Raw genomic sequence first — 21,065 nt, 5'->3', positions numbered from 1 at the left:
GGCCTTGTACATAATTAGTACAAAATTACTGGTTATGATAAGGGAGGTTATACAACGAGAGGAGAGATATACATTGAATCGATTGACCAAATTTAGCTTGAAAAATAGTGTTGCTGTCATTTTATTATGCGTTTTGGTGCTGGGGTATGGCTTGTATGCCTCCACGCAAATTAAGCAGCAGACGTTTCCGGATTTGGATTTCCCGGCCGTGTTCGTACAGGCGATTCAGCCTGGCGCCTCTACGGAGGAGATCGAGTCGGAGGTTACGAATCCGATTGAAGACCATTTGAAGCGTGTGCAGGGCTATGAGTCGTTAACGAGCACCTCTGCTGAAAATGCAGCCAGCATTTTTATCCAGTTCCCATTTGGTACGGACATGGATAAAAAATACAGCGAAGTTGAGGCTGAGCTTAGCAAGCTGAAGCTGGCCGATAATGCGAGTGTAACGGTGCAGCGTTTGTCGGCAAATAGCCAGCCTATTTATCAAGCGGCTGTATTTGCTGCCGAAGGAGATTCGGCGAAGCTGGCTGATGAACTGCAAAACAGCGTCGTTCCTGAGCTGCAAAAGCTAGCTGGAGTCGGAACCGTAACGCTGAAGGGCGGTACGACGAATGAGCTTAATATTGTTGTAGATAAAAATAAAGCGGCGCAGCATGGCATTACGCTCAGCTCCATCCGCACGGCGCTTCAGGGGCTGGACTACGCTCTGCCACTGGGCTCTGTGTCGCAGGAGGAGACGGTCATACCGATCCGGTTGACCGGCAGCCTCGATACCATGAAGCAGCTTGAAGAGCTGAAGCTGACAGCAACGGCTGGCGGCGGAGCCGCAGGTTCTGCAGCAGGCAGCGCGAGTGGAATGGGTGCAGGAGGAGTGCAGGGCAGTGCGGCTAATCAAGCTGCTCCTGGCAGTGCCGCAGGTTCTGCATCAGGAAACGCCGTCGGCCCAGGAGCGCCAACTGGTTCGGCAGCTTCAGGCGGTGCGGGTGCCGCAGCAGCTGCTGTCACGCTTGGTGATATTGCCGACATTAAGACGGTATCTGAGCAAAATGAAATTACCCGCTTTAATGGCGAGCCGAGCTTTGTTATTTCGATTCAGAAGACGCAGGATTCCAACACGGCGGATGTATCTGACAGTGTGAGCGAGCTGCTCGGCACTTATCAAGCCAAAGGCGAGCTGGACTATCATGTCATCGTTGACCAAGGTCAGGATATTAAGGAATCCGTATCCGGCCTCGTTCGTGAAGGCTTGTATGGCACATTGTTTTGCGTGCTCATCATTTTCTTGTTTTTGCGCAATGTAAGGGCGACGATTATTTCGATTTTGTCGCTGCCGATTTCTATTTTTGCCACGATTGCGATTATGGATCAAATGGGCTATACGCTTAACATTATGACGCTGGGCGGCATCGCCGTGTCCGTGGGACGGATCGTCGATGACAGCATCGTCGTTATTGAAAATATATATAGATGGCGGCAGGAAAAAGGCGAGAAAATGAGCGGCAAGGAGCTGGCCTACCAAGCGACCCGCGAAGTGATCGGGGCTGTGGCTTCATCCACGGCGGCGACGATCGTCGTCTTTGCCCCTCTTGCATTTGTCAGCGGGATCATTGGACAGTTTTTCCGTCCGTTTTCGATTGCTGTCGTCCTTTCCATATCGATTTCGCTGTTGGTATCGGTGATGCTGATACCTGTGCTGGGCAGCCGCTTTTTCAGAAGCGTGAAGCCGCATACGAAGGAAAGCAGACTATCAAATGGTTTTGAAAAAATGATCCGCAGCGCGCTGAAGCGCAAAGCGCTCGTCTTAGGGTCAGCTATCGTGCTTTTAGCAGGCTCGCTTGGTTTAATTCCTTTAATCGGCGTTGCTTTTCTGCCGACTAGCGCGGCTCCGAGCTTAGCGATTGATGTTGCCCTGCCTGCGCAAAGCAGCCTGAAGCAGACGGACGATGTCAGCGGCAAGGTGGAAGCCTATTTAAGCAAGCTGGAAAACGTAGAGAGCTATGAGGTTTCCGTTGGCGGTACTGGCGCTAACCCGCTTGCGCCTAGCGGCGGGAATAATAAAGCGACGATCACGGTTCAATTTGCCGAAGGAAGCGATATGGCGGAAATGACTACGAAGCTGCAGACCGAGCTGCTGGCAGTGGTCACTGCGAAGCAGGAAGGCACGACGCTCAATATTAAAGCGGGCGAACAGCAGGGGCCGCCTTCGGGCAACAATATTGATGTCAGCATTTATGCGGATAGTGCGGACAAGCTGGCGCAAACCGCCCTTAAAATTGAGAAGCTAATGAAGGAAAGCAGCGATCTAAAGGATATTACGAACAATATGGATGAGGTAACGCCAAAATGGGTCGTTTCCCTTAACCAAAGCGGAATCGATGCTAACATTAGCCCTTATCTGATTATGCAATTGACCGGCGAGCAGCTGCGGCCAGTCGATGCCGGCACTTACAAAATCGACAATAAGGAGCAAGCAATAACTTTATCGTATGAACAGCAAATTGCTACCAAGCAAGAGCTGGAAAATATACAGATTCCTACTGCAGCGGGCATGAAGAAGCTGAAGGACATCGCGGATATAACGGAGCAGAGTGCTTGGATCAAGGTCAGCCATGATGATGGAAAAATGTACGCTCTTGTTAGCGGAACGGTGAAGGATGCCAGTGCCGTATCGGCCGTTACAAAGCTGGTGCAGGCGGATATTGATAGTCTGACGCTGCCTTCCGGCGTGGAGCTTAAGGTCGGCGGCGGGCTGCAAATGATCAATGACGGCTTCTCAAGCCTTGGTATCGCCATGGCGGCAGCGGTTGGCCTCGTATTTATTATTATGAGCATGACGTTCGGAGGTTTGCGGACGCCGCTTATTATTATAGCCTCGCTGGTGTTTATTCCGATTGGCTCATTGAGCGCCTTGCTTCTGACAGGGCAGTCACTGTCTATGAGCGGCATGATTGGCATGCTGATGCTGGTCGGCATCGTCGTCACCAATGCGGTCGTACTGTTTGATCGGGTGGAGAAAAATCGCAATGCGGGCATCCCGATTACAGAAGCGATCGTAGAGGCGTCAAGAACAAGGCTTAGACCGATTTTAATGACGGCATTTGCAACGATGCTTGCGCTTGTACCGCTTGCATTATCCGGCTCCTCAACGAGCCTCATTTCGGGAGGCCTTGCGATCGCGGTTATTGGCGGCTTATTCAGCTCGACGCTGCTCACGCTGATCGTTATGCCGGTCATATATGAAATGGTGTGGAAAAAACACAAGGTTAATGAAGCGGATGCGTTCAATGACTTTGCATGAGGAAGAGGGAGTGAGAGCAATGAATGGACGTAAAGGAAGAAGATTCATGGTGTTTGGCGTAATTGCTGTACTGATGCTTGGGGCTGCTTTTGCTGAGGTGCCCACGCGGCAGGGCAGCGAGGTAGCGCTAATGCCGCTCTTCCTCATTTTGCTTACGATCAGCGTGTACCGGATCGTTCGCGTACGACGCCGCAGCATATATAGAGGAAAAGGCTTGTCATAAGCCTGGCATATGAAAGGGGCTTATGGCAATGTATGTCTTAACTCTTGACCTGCTTGCTATTGAGGACTATAATTATGCTGATATATGCTGAAAAAGCAATGATAAAGACATGTATTTACACGTTCAACTGGTCCAGAGAGAGGAAACAAGGCTGCAATTTCCTTCCAGATAAATGTAAATATACCCCTTTGTAGCTGTATAGCCGAACAGGCTTCCATTTGTGAAGCGCCATTAAGCTGTGCCGGAAATCTCCGTTACCAGATAAATTAAGGATTGGCTGCTGCCGGGATGTAATACGCTGATCAGCGTTAGGCGAGCAATCGAATTAGGGTGGAACCACGAGCTTACAAGCACTCGTCCCTTCGCGGGATGCGTGCTTTTTTTGCGTTCAGAACGCAGCAGCTTGGAAGCTTAGCGAATGGAAAGGATGATAACGATGGCGATTAAAGTAACTTTGCCGGATGGCGCAATAAGGGAATATGATGCAGGAACAACAATTGAAGAGGTGGCTGGCTCGATCAGCAGCGGACTGCGCAAAAATGCAATCGCAGGTAAAATTGACGGGAAAACCGTGGATGTTTATACACCTATTAATGAAGATGCAAAGGTTGAAATCGTAACTTTGGATTCAGCTGACGGGCTGGAGGTTTACCGTCACAGCACAGCGCATTTGATGGCTCAAGCGATCAAGCGCCTGTATGCCGATGTAGAGCTTAAGCTAGGTATTGGCCCTGTTATTGAGGATGGCTTCTACTATGATATCGATATGGAACAGTCGATAACTCCGGAAGATTTGGTTAAAATCGAGAAGGAAATGGATAAAATTGTTCAGCAAAATCTCGATATCCGCCGCCGCGTCGTCAGCCGTGATGAAGCGATTGCCGTATTTACCGATATTGGCGACACGCTCAAGCTGGAGCTGATCCGCGACCTTCCTGTGGAAGCGGAAATTACTATTTATGATCAAGGCGAATTTTTCGACCTCTGCCGTGGGCCGCACCTTCCGTCTACAGGACGGATTAAAGCATTCAAGCTGCTCAGCGTAGCAGGCGCTTACTGGCGCGGTGATTCCAAAAATAAAATGCTTCAGCGTATTTACGGAACAGCGTTTCCGAAAAAAGCACAGCTCGATGAACATCTCCACTTCCTTGAGGAAGCGAAAAAACGCGATCACCGCAAGCTGGGACGCGAGCTGAAAATGTTCACGTTCTCGCGCGAGGTTGGCCAAGGCTTGCCGCTATGGCTGCCGAATGGCGCGAAAGTTCGCCGTACATTGGAGCGCTACATCGTGGATATGGAAGAACGTCTTGGCTATGAGCATGTTTATACGCCTGTTCTGGCTAACGTAGAGCTGTACAAAACATCCGGCCACTGGGAGCATTACAGCGAGGATATGTTTCCGAAGATGGTGCTGGATAATGAGGAGCTTGTGCTTCGCCCGATGAATTGCCCGCACCATATGATGGTTTTCAAAAGCGATATGAGAAGCTACCGCGACTTGCCGGTACGTATTGCCGAAATGGGAACGATGCACCGCTATGAAATGTCCGGAGCCTTGACGGGCTTGCACCGTGTTCGCGCGATGACGCTGAATGACGCGCATATTTTCTGCCGTCCGGACCAAATCAAGGAAGAGTTCGCGCGTGTGGTCAACCTCATTCGCAAAGTATATGAAGATTTTGGCATTAAGGAATACCGTTTCCGTCTATCGTACCGTGATCCGCAGGATACCGAGAAATATTTCCAAAATGATGAAATGTGGGAAATGTCGCAGCGCATGCTTCGCGAAGTTGTCGAGGAGCTTGACCTGCCATTTTTCGAGGCAGAAGGCGAAGCGGCTTTCTACGGTCCGAAGCTGGACGTTCAGATCAAAACCGCCCTGGGCAAAGAAGAGACGCTGTCCACAGCACAGCTGGACTTTCTGCTTCCAGAGCGCTTCGAGCTGGAATACATCGGCGAAGACGGCAAAAAGCACCGTCCAGTCGTTATTCACCGCGGCATCATCAGCACAATGGAGCGCATGACGGCATTCCTGCTGGAGAATTTTGCTGGCGCACTGCCGCTATGGCTGTCGCCGATTCAAGCGAAGGTTATTCCAGTTTCCACTGTATATGAGCAGTATGCGCGTGAAGTGGCTGAGAAGCTGCAGGAAGCGGGCATTCGTGTAGAAAGCGATCTTCGCAACGAGAAGCTTGGCTATAAAATTCGCGAGGCGCAAATTGAGAAAGTTCCTTATATGCTCGTAGTTGGCGAGAATGAAATGCAAGCAGGCTCGGTCTCAATCCGCAAGCGCGGCGAAGGCGATATTGGGGCAAAATCGATTGCCGAGACAGCGGAAATGTTAGAGCAAGAGATCAAAACAAAAGCGTTATAAGAGCAGCTAACAGCGGCTCGTCTGCATAAAGCTTGTACCACTTGGGTAATCTTCTTCAGAGGAGGAAGTGCCCAAATGGTTACAAGCTTTTTTCAATATAAAAAAATGCTGCTCGCAATTGCGGCGCTCGTATTGCTTGCGATCTGTTTCAAGCCTTTCCCGGGCAAGACGATTAATCAAGCAGCCCCGCTGCAGCATATGCCCGTAGTTGTCGCACCTGATTCGGTTAAGCTGACAGCGGCATTGGCTCAAGAAGATCGTACGGAAACCGTCAAGCAGCAGCTAGCGCCGCAAAAACCGGCGTATGATAAAGTGAAGGTCGTTGCAACGGGATATACAGCCGGAGTTGAATCAACGGGAAAGCGGCCCGGCCATCCGAGCTATGGCATTACGTATTCAGGCGTGAAGGTTCGCCGGGATATGGTTTCCACGATTGCAGCTGATCCGAAACTATTTCCGATTGGATCTCTGCTTTATATTCCCGGATATGGGTATGGCGTCGTCGCTGATACGGGATCGGCTATTAAAGGCAGCCGAATCGATTTGTATTTCGAGACGACGGCGGATGTATTCAAGCAGTGGGGCAAACGCACAGTGGAGGTTGAAGTCATTCGCAAAGGCAGCGGGAAGCTGTCTCAGGCTTGGCTAAATAAGATCAACAAGGCTGCGGAGGCAGGCAAAGGCTTGCCTGAGGCATATCTGGAATCGTAACAACAGCATGCATATTAGAACCTTAACCCGCCATACTAACATGGACGGGGAGGTGAAAAACCAACATGGCCAAGAACAAAAACAATAAAGCAGCTCAATCGAACCAAAAGCTGAATTCCGAGTTTGCAGAAGAATTTGGACAAAACAATGAAACGAGCAATACAGCCGCTAAATCGATACAAAAAAAGCAGAAGTAACAAGCTGTCCTAATAAAAAAGTGAGAAAAGGAGCCGCTATGGCTCCTTTTTTCTAACGTGGCGGCTAGACATAGAAATAAGGAGATAAAAAACAGTTTTCAAACGAACCTGTTTTATTGTATGATTACGGTGTAACAAATAATCACATGATAAGACAGGTGAACTCTCATGACTGATCCTATAACATTCACAAACTATTCGGCTTCCGAGCATCGCAGAGCAGCTGAGGTGCTTCCGTTCATTGACGCTTATATCGGCAAGAAGGAACAGGAAATTATCGAAATCGAGCAAATGGTTGAGCGTTACGAGAAGCGCCGTCTTAAGGAAGAGCGGGCTTATCAATCGATGTCTGCTTTCAGGCGCATGTTGTCAGGGAAGAAGCCGGATCATCATTTGGCCGTGGAGCATATCCATTTCGTACGCAAGCCGATGGAGAAAGTTCGTGCGTTAAAGCTTGAAATTGAAAATGTACGCAAAATACAGAACAGCTCAGCTCCAACGGATATGGTTACGGTTCCCTTTGAGCTGGCGAATGATTTGCTATAAGACATAGTAGTGAAGCTTCATTCCTTTCAAATAAAACAAAACCTCCAAATTCCCGGATGCTTGGCATCGCTGGAATTTGGAGGTTTTTTGTTAAACTTATATAGCTATGAATTGCCGCTCTTCAGGTGGTCTACATCAAGAAAATCCGTATCGTAGCTGTAAGCGGGAACGCCGTGAATGCCAACATCCAGACCGATTAGCTCTTCGTCTTTGGAGACGCGAACCGGCATGATTTTGCGAATGAGCCATAATACGACCCACGTCAATGCAAAGCCCCATGCAGATACGGTGATGAGGCCAAGTGCTTGTACACCAAGGAGATGCAAGCCGCCGCCATAAAATAAGCCGTAATAGCCTTGTCCGACCTCGCTAGCGAGCTCTGGCTTGGCAAATAACCCGAGTGCCAGCGTGCCAATGCTGCCGCTAATGCCGTGTACGGCGAAGGCGCCGACGGGATCATCGATTTTTTTGCTCTCCATGTATTCGGTAGCGAGAACCATCATAATGCCGCAAAGCGCGCCGATGAAGATGGCAGCGCCGTCAGAGACGAAAGCACAGCCAGCGGTAATGCCGACAAGGCCAGCTAGCGACCCGTTAATAACCATCGGAGGATCGGCTTTTTTATAGCGAAACATCGTAAACAATATGCAGGTGGCACCGCCTGCAGCGGCGGAAAGCATCGTCGTTACGGCGATGTGCCCGATCGAAGTATTCGTCGCGCTCAGCGTACTTCCGGCATTAAAGCCGAACCAGCCGAACCATAGGATGAAGGCGCCAACGGATGCGAGCGGCAAATTGGAGGGCGAAACGATGTTCACCTTGCCATCCGGGCTGAACTTGCCAATGCGGGGCCCGACGAAAATCGCTGCAGCCAGGGCGGCAAATCCGCCGAGGGCATGGATAACAGCTGAACCGGCAAAGTCGATCATGCCAAGCTTGCCAAGCCAGCCGCCGGTCGACCATACCCAGTGGCCCGCTAGCGGATAAATGAGTCCGGTCATGGCGATCGTCAGCAAAATGTAGGCACGGAAGTGGATGCGTTCAGCCACGGCTCCGGATACGATGGAGATGACCGCGATAACGAAGGCGCATTGGAACAGCCAATACGTTTCATGGGAAATATTAAGTACAATATGAGAAAGGTCGCCGCTTAGCAGGAAGCCGCTAGTGCCAAGCAGGCCGCCTACATCTTTGCCGTACATAATAGCGAAGCCGAAAAAATAAAAAACGAGAGCTCCGAATGCAATATCAACGAACACTTTCATAATGATGCTGACGGCATTTTTCTGGCGGACGAAACCTGCCTCCAGCAGCGCAAAGCCGCCCTCCATCAGCAAAATCATAGCCGCTGTCAAGACAACCCAGATTGTATCGAGACCTCTCGACAGTTCTGACAACTCCATTGTGTAGGCCAACCCCTTATAATCAAATATAAAATGATGTTACATTGCTAATTCGTTGATCATTATAATGATTTCGAGTTAACAATGTCAACGCTTTTATGTAATGTTTAGTGACGCATGTCAGGTTTTTCTGGTGTAATATTCCTTTGTCTCGGTCTAGAGACTGAGCTGGATTTCAATCGGCCGTCCCTTTCTTGTGTTTGGCAGGTCCGTTATACTTAGACGTATGAAGAGTAGAACCAATTGAAGGCAGGAGTTGATGACCTCATGAATGGCAGCTTTTTCAATCGATTTATAACAGCTGGCATCGTTATTGCGATAGGTGTTGTCTTTTTTCTCAATCAAACGGGTATCATTTCCACCCAGCTCAGCATTGGAGAAATCATCTCCAACTTCTGGCCGCTTATTTTAATCGTTATTGGGCTAAAAGGAATATGCTCTAGGGACTCCTACAAGCATGGCGGAGGATTTTGGGTGATGATTATTATTGGCGTCGTGTTTCTTGCCCGGAACATGGGCTGGTCGGATTGGTCCTTAGGCGATATTATTCCGTATATTTGGCCGATTATTATTATTTTAGTCGGCATCAATATGCTGCGTAAGCCGAGCCGAAGCAAGCGGAAGAAGCATGAGCCGCCATCCGATGATTGGAAGTCTTATGATGGTTATATGGAAGGTGAAATTCCTCCAGCTCCGCCGCTGCATCCCGGCCCAACGGATCCTTTTCCTCCAGAGCATGCGCAAGAACAAGCTGGGCCTGTTAAAGGGGCGCCGTTTCAGCAAAACAGCTTTGAGGGCGGGAAATTTAAAGTGAATTTAGAGAAGGAACAGCCTATAGGCAGCGTATGGAAAGAACAGGCCAAGCAGCATTACCGCGATCAGCGTAAAGAATGGAAGCAGCAATTTCGGGAACAGCGCAAAGAGTGGAAAAATGAAAAAAATCACTACAGCGGCAAAAGCGAGTGGTGGAACAATGATCCGAATACGCAGACCCGCTCCAATTTCATAGGCGATATTCATATTGGCCATGATTATTGGGAGCTGCAGCCAATCAACATTTCACATTTTATCGGCGACACCGTCATTGATTTAACGAAAGCACAAATCGCTTACGGGGAAACGAAGATTACGGTATCTTCTTTTATCGGCGATGTGAAAGTGTATGTGCCTAATGATTATGAGGTGGGCATCCATGTGCAAAGCAGCGTTTTCATTGGCGATGTGAAGTTTCTTGGCAAAAAGGAGCACGGCATGTTCAAGTCGATGGATATGGCTTCCCCCTCCTATGCAGATGCGGATAAAAAAATCAGGCTGGTCGTTAGCTCGTTTATTGGCGATGTGCGTGTCACGAGGGTGGGATAAGCGTCTATGATGGTTCGGTTGCTACGCAGTGGAAAATGGGAATTGATTTCCATGTTTGTGTTCGCTGCTGCTCTGGCTTATGGAGCAGCGGCGATAATCGCTTATGGGCTTATGCCTCATGCAGGAAGATGGGAAATGTGGCTGACTGCCGCAGCCGTCTTCTTGCTTGTTGCTGCGTCTTGCGGTTATTGGGCCGGCAGGCGCATACAGCGCAGAGTAGATACGCTCCAGCTCGCGATGAAACAGGCCGTTAACGGCAACTTTGAAATTCGGATTGCCGAGCGGGGGGGATTGTCCTTTACCGAGCTTTATGAGGAATTTAATGTGCTTGCGAGGCAAATGGAGGAGCGGATGACTTACATCCAGCGTACAGGCGAGGAGCAGGTGATGGCCGAAGCTGCCTCTAATGAAGAAGCGGTGCTGGAAGAGCGCAAAAGGCTCGCTCGCGACTTGCATGATACCGTAAGCCAGCAATTGTTTGCCATGCATATGTGCGCCTCTTCGCTGCCTAAGCTTCAGCAGGTGGATAGCGAACGCGCGGCTGAGGTGCTGGGCCAGTTAATCGAGATGTCCACGCTTGCCCAGAAGCAAATGCGCACGTTCATCGCTCAGCTTCGCCCAATGGAGCTTGAAGGCCGAACGCTGCTCCAAGCGCTGGATAAGTGGTTTCCTGATTATTGCCGGCAAAACCATTTGCAAGGGCAGCTGGAATGGCGGCTGGTTGAGCCGCTGTCGGAAGCGAAGGAGCATCAGCTTTTTCTCATCGTGCAGGAGGGGCTGGCCAATATCGTCAAGCATGCAAAAGCAGAGGGCTGCTCGCTGACGTTATCGGAAAATGAACGGCAAATTGTGCTGAGCCTGCAGGATGATGGAACGGGCTTCCGGGTAGATGAGGTCAAACGCGGCTCCTACGGGCTGTCAACGATGCACGAGCGTGCCCAGAAGCTTGGCGGAACGGCAGAAATTATAAGCAAGCCAGGCAGTGGAACCAGGGTCAAGGTGTCTATTCCAAAAATATGGCGGGGGGAGCGATAAAAAATGAGCAGCCAGGAAATGTTGAAAATTATGATTATTGATGATCATGATATGGTTCGAACAGGATTGCGCACTTATTTAATGCTGGAGCCGAAATTTGAAGTAGTTGCAGAGGCGGGCAGCGGGCAGGCTGCGCTTGATAAGCTTGAAGCGGGCATACCGAAAGGGATGCCTGATGTCCTGTTGATGGACTTAATGATGCCCGGTATGGATGGCATTGAGACGACGAGGCGCGTGATGGCGAAATATCCGGATGTGAAAATCGTCATGCTGACGAGTTTTTTGGAGGATGATAAAGTGTATGCTGCCATTGAGGCAGGGGCGGTCAGCTACGTACTGAAGACGGTATCGGCGGAGGAGCTGATTTATGCGCTGAACGGCGCTTCGAAAGGCATGCCTGTTATGACAGCTGATGTATCTCAGGCTTTGACACGTGGACTCCGGCAGCGGACAGCACAATCAGGTGATGAAGGGCTGACGGAGCGGGAGAAAGAAGTGCTGCTGCTTATTGCCGAGGGACGGTCAAACAAGGAAATTGGCGAAGAACTCCACATCAGCATTAAGACGGTCAAGACGCATGTCAGCAATTTATTAATGAAATGCGAGCTGGATGATCGGACACAGCTGGCGGTGCTTGCTCATCGCAAAGGCTGGGCCAAAAGCATATAATCAACAATAAACCAAATCACATTATTAGTTAACACATATTGCAGCAAATGGCGGGCTATACTAACGATGTACAGCGGCGGGATGAGCCGCACTAAAGCGTACATAAAAGGAGCGTCTTGCTATGATTTTGCTGTCATCAGAGCTGGAAGCCAGCCATCAATCCTTCATTGAAACCCGCGATATGCTGACGCAGCATACGTTCGCTTTAGGCGGCAATTGGGATTATGCAGCTGGTTCATTCGATCGCCCATTGGATGAAGCCCATAAAGTCTGGCTGCGGATTCCTTTTGAAGTGACGGATGGCGCCATCGATAATAGCTCTTCGGATACAGATGCCACTATTAGGCTAGGAACGCCATATGTGCTTAAGCATTTATATAAAGAAGGCAATGATGAGGAAGCCTCGGTGCGGCTGGCAGGCGCCTTATTCGACCAATTTCAAACGCCGACTGATCCAGATGCTGACATTGAAAGCGAATGGGTCGAGCGGGCCAAGGACATTTTGCAGCAGGTAGAACGGGCATTGGCATAAGCTTAAAGCAGTCTTGTCAAACTTAAATAGTGGCTGAAAAACTCTCTGTCACCAGTGATAGGGAGTTTTTTTATGTATGTTTAAATGTCTTTTAAGATTGTTTTAAGGTAGAATGTGCATGATAGGAGTACAACAATTAACCAGCAAGCAGTCTGAGAGACTGAATTGCTTCATTGTATACCGATGAGGAGGAAACGGGAATGGACGATCAGAATAAAAAGAACGGCTTTGATGATTTTTTCCAAAATCGTGAGGATGGGGAACGGAAGCAGGAGGATAACGTTCAGCCAGCCCACGCTGATGAAGCATCAGCTGATTCTTCTGAACAGGCAAGCAAGCCTTCCTACTACTATTCTTACGGACCGTTTAAGTCAGGCGCACCGGACAATAATTCGCTGTCTGATGGCGCTGGAGCAGGCAATCATTCTATGTCAACTCCGGCACCAACATCCAGCCAGGAATCAGCGGCAGCATCCCAGCCGTACAGCCAGCAGCAGGGCGAACAGGCGAACTTCGCTGAAAGCATGCCTCCTGCTCCAGTAAGGCCGTTCAGCTCAACGCAGTCATCCGCCAGAGGCGGTTGGCAGGTGAAGGAGCCGCAGCGCAAAACGTCATTCAAAGCAATGTTTTCTTCATTTATTGCTGGGGTTCTAGTAGTTGGTTCTTTAATGTATGCCTCGGATGTGAACAATTGGTTCAGCAAGCCGGCGGAAGCGACTGTATCTCAGCAGGGAACGGCTACAGCAACGGGACAAAACAGCGGGCTAACCGCAGCATCTGACAGGCCGGATGATATTGCCAAGCTGTTCGAGGCTTCAAGCCCGGCTGTTGTGAAAATTGAGACCTTCGCTTCCCCTACAAGAAGCAATGGCGGATCATCGGCCGATTCCTTCTTCGAACAGTTTTTCGGCCAGGATTACCCGGGAGCAGGCAGCCAGGAGCAAAACAATAACAGCAATGGTTTGCAAGCAACAGGCAGCGGTACCGGATTCTTTTTTGACTCCACCGGATATATTTTGACGAACCAGCACGTCGTGGGCGGAGCAGAGAAAATCGAAGTCACGGTGCAAGGCTATGACAAGCCGCTAACAGCGGAGCTGCTGGGCTCGGATTATAATCTGGATTTGGCTGTACTTAAAGTAACGGATACGAAAGCCTTCCCTACTTTGAAGCTAGGAAACTCCGACAGCATCAAAATCGGTGATTGGGTCGCAGCAATTGGCAATCCTTATGGCTTTGACCATACGATTACCGTTGGCGTACTCAGCGCGAAGGAGCGTCCGATTTCCATTCCGGATGAGCAAGGAACACGCAACTATGAGCATTTGCTGCAAACGGACGCTTCGATTAATCCAGGCAACTCTGGCGGACCGCTGCTCAACGTAAATGGTGAGGTTGTCGGCATTAATACGGCTGTAAGCTCGCAGGCGCAAGGCATCGGATTTGCGATTCCAACGAGCACAATACAAGGCGTATTGGAGAATTTGAAAAATAACGTTGAGGTTCCGAAAGATCCGATTCCGTTCATTGGCGCGGAACTAGCTGATGTAACGGATGCTATGGCGAAGCAGCTAGGCATGGATAAAGCGGAAGGCTCTATCGTCAGCAATGTGTATTACAACTCTCCTGCCTACCTTGGCGATCTGAAGCAATTCGACGTCATTACCGGCATTGATGGCAAAGTGTATAACAATACGCAGGACTTAATCGCGGCGATAAAGAAGAGAGTCGTTGGCGATGAAGTACAGTTGAATATTATCCGCAAAGGTGCGAAAATGGATTTGTCGGTCACTATTGGCGACCGCAATAAGTTCAACGCAGAATAATGAAGCAGCCAGCATATCGGTGCAGCCGGTGCTGAATGGTTACAATCAGGCGCAGAGGCGAACAATCTCTCTGCGTCTGTTTTTATGAAGCTTAAGAACATGGGGGCGTACCGATGAGAACACAAATTATAGTAGTAGATGACGACGAGAAAATCACCTCTTTATTAAGGCGGAGCCTGGTTTTTGAAGGATATGAAGTAACGACTGCGAGCAATGGCTTGGAAGGGCTGAAGCTGCTAATGACAGCGGAGCCGCAGCTTCTTATACTCGACGTGATGATGCCGCATGTAGACGGCTGGGAAGTGTGCCGCAGAGTGCGCGAAGGGGGAAGCACGGTTCCGATTCTGATGCTGACAGCGAAGGATGATATTACCGATCGGGTGAAAGGGCTGGATACAGGAGCCGACGATTATCTGGTGAAGCCGTTTGCACTCGAAGAGCTGCTTGCCAGAGTTCGTGCGCTGCTGCGCCGCAAGCCGGATAAAATCGAGGATACGGGCAGCAAAATCGTCTATGAGGATCTTGCCCTTGATCAAGATGCCCGCGAAGCGATTCGGGGTGGCCGACGAATTGAGCTGACGGCAAAGGAATATGATTTGCTGCTGCTCTTTATCCAGAACCCGCGCCGCGTATTGACCCGTGATGTCATTATGGAAAAAATATGGGGCTACGACTTCAGCGGAGAGTCGAATGTTCTTGAAGTTTATATTGCGATGCTGCGCCAGAAAATGGAGGAGGGCGGCGGCAAGCGCATGATTCAAACCGTTCGTGGTACAGGCTATGTGCTGCGGGGAGAGGGCTGATCAGCTATGACCATACGGCTGCGTTTAACTTTGTGGTATTCAGCTTTGCTTGCGATGACGCTGCTGATATTTGGTTTTGCCATCTATATATTTGTTAATTACAATACGTACGGGCAGATGAAAGATCAGCTGAAGGGCGAAGCGGATAGCTACAATGTATTTGTAAGAGAAACAGAATCCAATGAGCTTAACCTATTGATTGCTCCATCGCAAGGGCGGTTTTACGAGCGTTCCTTTTATTTGCAAATTGTCAGATATAAAGAAGGCATTATTAATGCGAGCAAGGAACTGCTCAGCACAGGCATAAAATATCCGATTCCAGATGTAAAAGATAATGTGCAGGCTGGCTTTATAAAGGCTAACATTAAGGTTAATGATGCCAATGTAACCTTTTTAATTTATCAGCGTCCTATTTACAGCGAGAGTAAGGAGCCCGACTTGGTCGGTCTTATACAGGTAGGCGCAATTGTTACGAGTGAGGAAAGCTATTTGAAGGCTTTGCGCACGATTTTGTTTACCGCATCGTTTATCGCTGTCCTAATAGCCTTTACAACAGGCTTGCTTTTGGCCCGTCAGGTGCTCCGTCCAATTGAGCGTGTCATCAAATCAACCGAGAAAATTCAAAACGGTTCTGATCTTAGCGTACGCATTCCAATGGATGGCCCTTATGACGAAGTCGGAAGGCTCGTCTATAACTTGAATGTCATGCTGGCCCGTTTGGAGACGGCCTACAATGAGCTGGATGAATCCTATAAGGCGCAGCGAAGGTTCGTCTCGGATGCGTCGCATGAGCTGCGGACGCCGCTCACGACGATTCGGGGCAATATTGAGCTGCTTCAGCGAATGTGGGAAAAAACGAAGGACCCGGATGCATTTGACGGCATCGTGCTGGCGCTTGATAACCAGCGCTTCGGCCTTACGGTTGAGGCGATGCAGGATATTGCAGCGGAATCCCGCCGCATGTCGACGCTTGTTAATGATTTGCTGGCGCTCGCCCGTGCAGATGCCGGTTATGAAATGGAGAAGACAGTAGTATCGATGCAGCCGCTTGTCGAAGAGGTGGCACGCCGTGCCCAGCTGCTTCCGCGTACTGCTGAATGGCGCGTAGGCGACCTGTCTCCGCTCAGCGGCATTGAGGTCAGAGGCAATCAGGATTATTTGCAGCAGCTGCTGTTCATTTTTATTGAGAATGCTTTCAAGTATACGGTAGAAGGCCATATTGAGCTTAGCGTGCGCAGCAAAGACAATCAAGTTGGAATTACGGTCAGCGATACGGGCATGGGGATGGACCCTGAGGAAGTGCCGCATATATTCGACCGTTTCTATCGAGTGGACGAATCACGCGGCAAAACGGTTGGAACGGGGCTCGGATTATCTATTGCAAAATGGATTATTGATGAGCATCGCGGTTCCATTGAAGTGCTTACGCGCACGGGTGAAGGGTCGGAGTTTACGATCTGGCTGCCCGTAGTCTTTTCTGAGACGGCAGATTCGTCTATAATAGAAGGAACGGATCGAACTTTGGGCTAATGCCCACGGTTCAGAAAGCAGGTGCACCTACATGCAAATTGTTAAAATTTCACCGCGGGGCTATTGCTACGGCGTTGTTGACGCTATGGTACTCGCACTGCAAACAGCTAGAAATCTTGAGCTGCCGCGGCCAATATATATATTGGGAATGATTGTGCACAATGCGCATGTGACGGAAGCGTTCGAGCAGGAAGGCGTTATTACGCTGGATGGGGAGAACCGTCTGGAAATTTTGGAGCAGGTCGAGCAGGGAACGGTTATTTTCACCGCCCATGGCGTTTCCCCCGAAGTTCGGAGGCGTGCCAAGGACAAGGGATTGACGGTTGTCGATGCCACTTGTCCTGACGTGACGCGCACGCATGATTTGATTCGCGAGAAAATGGCCGAGGACTACCATATTATTTACATTGGCAAAAAAAATCATCCTGAGCCAGAGGGTGCCATTGGCGTCGCTCCAGATCGCGTTCATCTCATCGAGCGTGTCGAGGATATCGATTTGCTGGAAGTGCCGGAAGGCAATATCGTCATCACAAATCAGACCACGATGTCGCAATGGGACATCCGCCATATTATAAGCAAGCTGATTGAAAAGTTTCCAACGGCGGAAGTCCACAATGAAATTTGCCTGGCAACCCAGGTTCGCCAGGAGGCCGTAGCCGGACAGGCTGGCGAGGCCCAGCTTTGTCTTGTCGTTGGTGATCCGCGCAGCAACAATTCCAACCGCCTTGCACAGGTGTCGGAGGAAATTGCAGGCGTTACGGCTTACCGTGTCGCAGATGTATCGGAAATTAAACGGGAATGGCTTATTGGCATCGAGCGTGTGGCGGTAACTTCCGGCGCTTCGACTCCTACGCCGCTTACCAAGGAAGTTATTACGTATTTGGAGCAATACAACGACGATGACCCTGCAACGTGGGAAATCGTTCGTACCGTTAATATGGAGAAGCTGCTTCCCAATGCCCGCAAAAAGTCAGTTGTTGCGCGCCCGGAAGTGCCAGAGACGCCGTAAGGCGTCTTTTTTTATATAGTCCCGTTATCAGTCGTTGTTAGCGCGGGAAAATGGCATGAAACGGGAAGAGCGCAGGCCTAAAGTTTTTGCTTGACGGGCAGCGCTGCTTCTTATATAATCACTTTAACGAGTAAAAGCATGAAAGCCACAAAGCATAGAAGCGTCGAAGCGAACAAGCGTTTAAGTGGAAAAGGGGAGATTAACATGATCGTAATTACTAATCCGCATATTGAAGAAGCAAGAATTGCTGAAATTGTTACTCATATTGAAGCAGCCGGCGTTCAAGCCCATGTATCAAGAGGAACAGACCGTACCGTAATTGGTATTATTGGGAGTGCAGCACCTACATTAGCCGAGCATCTTCGCCAGCTCAAGGGTGTTGAAAATGTTATTAAAATTTCCAAGTCCTACAAGCTTGCAAGTCGTGACTTTCACCCAGATGATACCATTATTGACATTAAAGGTGTTAAAATTGGCGGAAATAATTTAGTTATTATGGGCGGTCCATGCGCAGTCGAAACACCAGAGCAAATTGATGAAATCGCCCGACTGGTTAAAGCGGCTGGCGGCCAGGTGCTCCGCGGTGGAGCCTTTAAGCCTCGCACAGGCCCATACAGCTTCCAAGGCGTTGGCGTAGAAGGCTTGGTTATGATGGCGGAAGCGGGACGCAAGCATGGCTTGCTGACAATTACCGAAGTAATGACGCCGGAATACGTAGATGTATGCGCCGAATATGCGGATATTCTCCAAGTCGGCACGCGCAATATGCAAAATTTCGACCTGCTCCGCAAGCTCGGAACGATTCAAACGCCTGTTTTACTGAAACGGGGCTTCAGCTCAACGTACGATGAATTCCTAAATGCAGCGGAATATATTCTTGCTGGAGGCAATCCGAACGTTATGCTGTGTGAACGCGGAATCCGAACATTCGAGACCTACACAAGAAATACACTTGACTTGTCAGCTATTCCTGTATTGCAAAGCCTCAGCCATTTGCCGGTCATCTCTGACCCAAGTCACGGCACTGGCCGCCGCGAGCTTGTAGAGCCAATGTCGAAGGCGTCAGTAGCCGCTGGAGCGAATGGGCTGATCGTGGAAATGCACACAGATCCAGATAATTCGATGACTGGGGACGGGGTACAATCGCTATTTTCGGACCAGTTCGCTAATTTATTAAAGGATTTGGAAAAGCTCGCACCAATTGTTGGGAAAGAATTTAACACGGAGAAGGCACCAGCAGAAGCTTTCAAAGAGTGGAAAATATAATTGATCTATAAAGCCGTTAATTCCTATGTAAATAAGGGGATTACGGCTTTTCCTTTTGCCGTGTAGGAGGAATTGTGAACAAATGTGTAAACCTGTAAGTATAGCTAACATGCGAATAAAAAATACCTCACATAACTATTGACGATGATAATATCGTAGTTTTATAATAACGTCATGGTTTGGAACGATAGGAGAACGTTACCCGTTCAATACTAAGCAAATGTTCGGAAATGGAGGAAATATCTGATGTCAGTTCAAAATGTTTTGGACACAATTAAAGAAAACAACATTCAGTTTGTAGATTTCCGGTTCGTGGATCTTTTTGGTCATGCGCACCACATTACCCTTCCTTCGACAGAAGTTGACGCCGATACTTTCGTAAATGGTGTAGCTTTTGACGGTTCCTCGATCCCGGGTTTCCGTGGAATCGAAGAGTCGGATATGGTTATGATGCCAGATCCTGAATCGGTATTTATCGATCCTTTCACTGATCACCCAACTCTAAACGTAATGTCTAACATTCATACGCCTGATGGCGAACGCTACGAGCGCGATCCGCGCAGCATCGCTCAAAAAGCGGAAGAGTTTCTGCAAAAATCCGGTGTGGGCACGACAGCATTTTTCGCTCCTGAATCCGAATTTTTCATTTTCGACGATGTTCGCTACGAAAGCTCGATGAACACTTCCTTCTATTCGGTTGATTCCGAAGAAGCTGGCTGGAACAGCGGCCGCAAAGAAGAAGGCGGAAACCTTGGCTTTAAAGTTCCAGTTAAAGGCGGTTACGTTCCAGTAGCTCCGGTTGACTCCCAACAAGACATTCGCAGCGAAATGGTTCGCCTGATGCAAGAAACAGGTCTTCGCGTTGAGCGTCATCACCACGAAGTAGCGACTGCTGGTCAAGCAGAAATCAACTTCCGTTTCGACACGCTGACTAAAACAGCTGACAACCTGATGAAATACAAATATATTGTTCACAACACAGCTCGCCAATATGGAAAAGTTGCAACTTTCATGCCTAAGCCGCTGTTTGGCGATAACGGTAGCGGTATGCACGTTCACTCCTCCATCTTTGATGGCGACACGCCTTTGTTCTTTGAAAAAGGTGCTTACGGCAACCTGAGCCCGCTGGCTATGAACTACATCGGCGGAATTTTGCACCACGCTCCAGCGTTGATCGCGCTCACTAACCCGAGCACGAACTCGTTCAAACGTCTGGTTCCTGGCTACGAAGCTCCAGTTAACCTGGTGTTCTCCAAAGGCAACCGTTCGGCTGCGATTCGTATTCCAATCGCTTCCGTTACACCTAAAGGCTGTCGTATCGAGTTCCGTACGCCTGACTCCACTGCTAACCCTTACCTCGCGTTCGCAGCTATGCTGCTTGCAGGTCTTGACGGTATTAAGCGCAAGCTTGATCCAGTTGCTTTGGGCTATGGTCCTTTCGACAAAAACATTTACGAATTGCCAGAAGAAGATAAGAAGGATATCCGCAGCGTACCAGGTACGCTTGACGAAGCGCTTAGCGCTTTGGAAGCAGATTCCGAATTCTTGACTGAAGGCGGCGTATTCTCTGAAGATTTCATCGCTAACTACGTTGCATTCAAACGTAATGAAGCAAAAACAGTATCGATCCGTGTTCATCCGCACGAGTACAGCCTGTACTTCGATTGCTAGAATGAACGTTGAAGGAGCCCCTGCGTGGGGCTCTTTTTTTTCGCCTATTTGCTGGAGTGATGTGCATTTTTTGCTGAAAAGGCGACAATAATTCATGTATCTGGGCATTCGTCTCGATTTTCTTTCCCATTGAAATTTTAGCAAAATAATATGCTAGTATGGTTCGTAAGATTAAACGATTAATCAGAGGAGCTGAATATGGACAATCAACAACGTTTAAAACATCTGGCCAAGGAATTTAGCGCATGTCAAAATGCTTTAAGCGCCATTGGCGATGAGACCCGACAATCCATTATTATAGCGATACTGGAAAGCGCCAATGAACAAGGCGGTGTTAGGGTCGGTGAAATTACAAAAAAGACCAATTTATCACGGCCTGCCGTCTCCCATCATATTAAAGTGCTGAAGGATGCCCATATTATTGGTGTTACTCGTGTGGGCACTATGAACTATTATTATTTAGAGCCGACAAAAAGCGTCGTTTTTAAACTCAAAAATCTATTCGCCAATATTGAAACCATAATGAATGATTATTGGGACCATACGTTAAGCCATAAGAAAGAAGAGTAACGCGCTTTGGATTCATTTTATAAAAATTCGAGAAACCAGG

18 protein-coding genes are annotated in these 21,065 nt (G+C 49.0%); 17 read left to right on the top strand and 1 reads right to left on the bottom strand.

The features are described 5' to 3' along the window. Positions 1 to 73 precede the first annotated feature (73 nt). The 6 genes from BBD42_RS00730 (at position 74) to BBD42_RS00715 (ending at position 7,349) form a co-directional block, all read left to right on the top strand. Positions 74 to 3,298, top strand: a complete 3,225-nt coding sequence (locus BBD42_RS00730; RefSeq protein ID WP_172455345.1) for an efflux RND transporter permease subunit — start codon at positions 74 to 76, stop codon at positions 3,296 to 3,298. 19 nt (positions 3,299 to 3,317) lie between these two features. Next, on the top strand, positions 3,318 to 3,521 hold the full coding sequence (locus tag BBD42_RS31485; protein ID WP_150131490.1) for a hypothetical protein: 204 nt from the start codon (positions 3,318 to 3,320) through the stop codon (positions 3,519 to 3,521). Between the two features lie 436 nt (positions 3,522 to 3,957). Continuing rightward, on the top strand, positions 3,958 to 5,895 hold the full coding sequence (gene thrS, locus BBD42_RS00725; protein WP_099521375.1) for a threonine--tRNA ligase: 1,938 nt from the start codon (positions 3,958 to 3,960) through the stop codon (positions 5,893 to 5,895). 75 nt (positions 5,896 to 5,970) lie between these two features. Next, entirely contained in the window at positions 5,971 to 6,606 is a 636-nt protein-coding gene (locus tag BBD42_RS32640; protein ID WP_099516582.1) for a 3D domain-containing protein, read from the top strand. 65 nt (positions 6,607 to 6,671) lie between these two features. Next, positions 6,672 to 6,803, top strand: a complete 132-nt coding sequence (locus BBD42_RS32525; RefSeq protein ID WP_257790762.1) for a hypothetical protein — start codon at positions 6,672 to 6,674, stop codon at positions 6,801 to 6,803. Between the two features lie 168 nt (positions 6,804 to 6,971). After that, the gene (locus tag BBD42_RS00715; RefSeq protein ID WP_056039570.1) at positions 6,972 to 7,349 is read left to right on the top strand and encodes a hypothetical protein; all 378 of its coding nucleotides are present in this window, start codon (positions 6,972 to 6,974) and stop codon (positions 7,347 to 7,349) included. Between the two features lie 104 nt (positions 7,350 to 7,453). On the opposite strand, the gene BBD42_RS00710 is transcribed toward BBD42_RS00715, so the two are convergent. After that, positions 7,454 to 8,752: an ammonium transporter gene (locus BBD42_RS00710; protein WP_099516581.1), complete on the bottom strand. Its 1,299-nt coding sequence runs from the start codon at positions 8,750 to 8,752 to the stop codon at positions 7,454 to 7,456. Positions 8,753 to 9,019: 267 nt separating this feature from the next. On the opposite strand from BBD42_RS00710, the gene liaF reads away from it, so the two are divergent. The 11 genes from liaF to BBD42_RS00655 all read left to right on the top strand — a co-directional run bounded on the left by liaF (position 9,020) and on the right by BBD42_RS00655 (position 21,025). Next, on the top strand, positions 9,020 to 10,114 hold the full coding sequence (gene liaF / locus BBD42_RS00705; RefSeq protein ID WP_237163313.1) for a cell wall-active antibiotics response protein LiaF: 1,095 nt from the start codon (positions 9,020 to 9,022) through the stop codon (positions 10,112 to 10,114). A 6-nt stretch (positions 10,115 to 10,120) separates the two neighbouring features. After that, complete coding sequence (locus BBD42_RS00700; protein WP_099516580.1) at positions 10,121 to 11,149, top strand: sensor histidine kinase; 1,029 nt, start codon at positions 10,121 to 10,123, stop codon at positions 11,147 to 11,149. A gap of 3 nt (positions 11,150 to 11,152) precedes the next feature. Beyond that, positions 11,153 to 11,818 (top strand): response regulator, encoded by a 666-nt coding sequence (locus tag BBD42_RS00695; RefSeq protein ID WP_099516579.1) that lies wholly within the window; start codon positions 11,153 to 11,155, stop codon positions 11,816 to 11,818. A gap of 121 nt (positions 11,819 to 11,939) precedes the next feature. Beyond that, positions 11,940 to 12,350, top strand: a complete 411-nt coding sequence (locus tag BBD42_RS00690; RefSeq protein ID WP_099516578.1) for a YugN family protein — start codon at positions 11,940 to 11,942, stop codon at positions 12,348 to 12,350. A 200-nt stretch (positions 12,351 to 12,550) separates the two neighbouring features. Next, complete coding sequence (locus BBD42_RS00685) at positions 12,551 to 14,176, top strand: S1C family serine protease (protein WP_099516577.1); 1,626 nt, start codon at positions 12,551 to 12,553, stop codon at positions 14,174 to 14,176. A 113-nt stretch (positions 14,177 to 14,289) separates the two neighbouring features. Further along, positions 14,290 to 14,979, top strand: coding sequence for a response regulator transcription factor (locus tag BBD42_RS00680; protein ID WP_099516576.1), 690 nt, complete (start codon positions 14,290 to 14,292; stop codon positions 14,977 to 14,979). Positions 14,980 to 14,985: 6 nt separating this feature from the next. Next, positions 14,986 to 16,509 carry a sensor histidine kinase gene (locus tag BBD42_RS00675; RefSeq protein ID WP_099516575.1) on the top strand — a complete coding sequence of 508 codons (1,524 nt, stop codon included), beginning with the start codon at positions 14,986 to 14,988 and terminating at the stop codon, positions 16,507 to 16,509. A 31-nt stretch (positions 16,510 to 16,540) separates the two neighbouring features. Further along, positions 16,541 to 17,518, top strand: coding sequence for a 4-hydroxy-3-methylbut-2-enyl diphosphate reductase (locus BBD42_RS00670; protein WP_099516574.1), 978 nt, complete (start codon positions 16,541 to 16,543; stop codon positions 17,516 to 17,518). Between the two features lie 204 nt (positions 17,519 to 17,722). Further along, positions 17,723 to 18,784, top strand: a complete 1,062-nt coding sequence (gene aroF, locus BBD42_RS00665) for a 3-deoxy-7-phosphoheptulonate synthase (RefSeq protein ID WP_099516573.1) — start codon at positions 17,723 to 17,725, stop codon at positions 18,782 to 18,784. A 246-nt stretch (positions 18,785 to 19,030) separates the two neighbouring features. After that, entirely contained in the window at positions 19,031 to 20,455 is a 1,425-nt protein-coding gene (gene glnA / locus BBD42_RS00660; protein WP_056039603.1) for a type I glutamate--ammonia ligase, read from the top strand. Between the two features lie 198 nt (positions 20,456 to 20,653). Continuing rightward, complete coding sequence (locus tag BBD42_RS00655; protein WP_099516572.1) at positions 20,654 to 21,025, top strand: ArsR/SmtB family transcription factor; 372 nt, start codon at positions 20,654 to 20,656, stop codon at positions 21,023 to 21,025. The last annotated feature ends 40 nt before the right edge of the window (positions 21,026 to 21,065 follow it).

Source organism: Paenibacillus sp. BIHB 4019 (assembly GCF_002741035.1).
GTDB lineage: Bacteria > Bacillota > Bacilli > Paenibacillales > Paenibacillaceae > Pristimantibacillus.
Note: the sequence above shows the minus strand (reverse complement) of the source record. Positions and strands in the feature narration are given on the sequence as shown.

Bases quoted from the DNA above. Each gene is read 5' to 3' on its own strand.
- BBD42_RS00670 (WP_099516574.1), top strand. From the start codon at position 16,541: ATGCAAATTGTTAAAATTTCACCGCGGGGCTATTGCTACGGCGTTGTT.
- BBD42_RS00655 (WP_099516572.1), top strand. From the start codon at position 20,654: ATGGACAATCAACAACGTTTAAAACATCTGGCCAAGGAATTTAGCGCA.
- BBD42_RS00685 (WP_099516577.1), top strand. From the start codon at position 12,551: ATGGACGATCAGAATAAAAAGAACGGCTTTGATGATTTTTTCCAAAAT.
- thrS (WP_099521375.1), top strand. From the start codon at position 3,958: ATGGCGATTAAAGTAACTTTGCCGGATGGCGCAATAAGGGAATATGAT.
- glnA (WP_056039603.1), top strand. From the start codon at position 19,031: ATGTCAGTTCAAAATGTTTTGGACACAATTAAAGAAAACAACATTCAG.
- liaF (WP_237163313.1), top strand. From the start codon at position 9,020: ATGAATGGCAGCTTTTTCAATCGATTTATAACAGCTGGCATCGTTATT.
- BBD42_RS00680 (WP_099516576.1), top strand. From the start codon at position 14,290: ATGAGAACACAAATTATAGTAGTAGATGACGACGAGAAAATCACCTCT.
- BBD42_RS00715 (WP_056039570.1), top strand. From the start codon at position 6,972: ATGACTGATCCTATAACATTCACAAACTATTCGGCTTCCGAGCATCGC.
- BBD42_RS00675 (WP_099516575.1), top strand. From the start codon at position 14,986: ATGACCATACGGCTGCGTTTAACTTTGTGGTATTCAGCTTTGCTTGCG.
- BBD42_RS31485 (WP_150131490.1), top strand. From the start codon at position 3,318: ATGAATGGACGTAAAGGAAGAAGATTCATGGTGTTTGGCGTAATTGCT.
- aroF (WP_099516573.1), top strand. From the start codon at position 17,723: ATGATCGTAATTACTAATCCGCATATTGAAGAAGCAAGAATTGCTGAA.
- BBD42_RS32525 (WP_257790762.1), top strand. From the start codon at position 6,672: ATGGCCAAGAACAAAAACAATAAAGCAGCTCAATCGAACCAAAAGCTG.
- BBD42_RS32640 (WP_099516582.1), top strand. From the start codon at position 5,971: ATGGTTACAAGCTTTTTTCAATATAAAAAAATGCTGCTCGCAATTGCG.
- BBD42_RS00695 (WP_099516579.1), top strand. From the start codon at position 11,153: ATGAGCAGCCAGGAAATGTTGAAAATTATGATTATTGATGATCATGAT.
- BBD42_RS00700 (WP_099516580.1), top strand. From the start codon at position 10,121: ATGATGGTTCGGTTGCTACGCAGTGGAAAATGGGAATTGATTTCCATG.
- BBD42_RS00690 (WP_099516578.1), top strand. From the start codon at position 11,940: ATGATTTTGCTGTCATCAGAGCTGGAAGCCAGCCATCAATCCTTCATT.
- BBD42_RS00710 (WP_099516581.1), bottom strand. From the start codon at position 8,752: ATGGAGTTGTCAGAACTGTCGAGAGGTCTCGATACAATCTGGGTTGTC.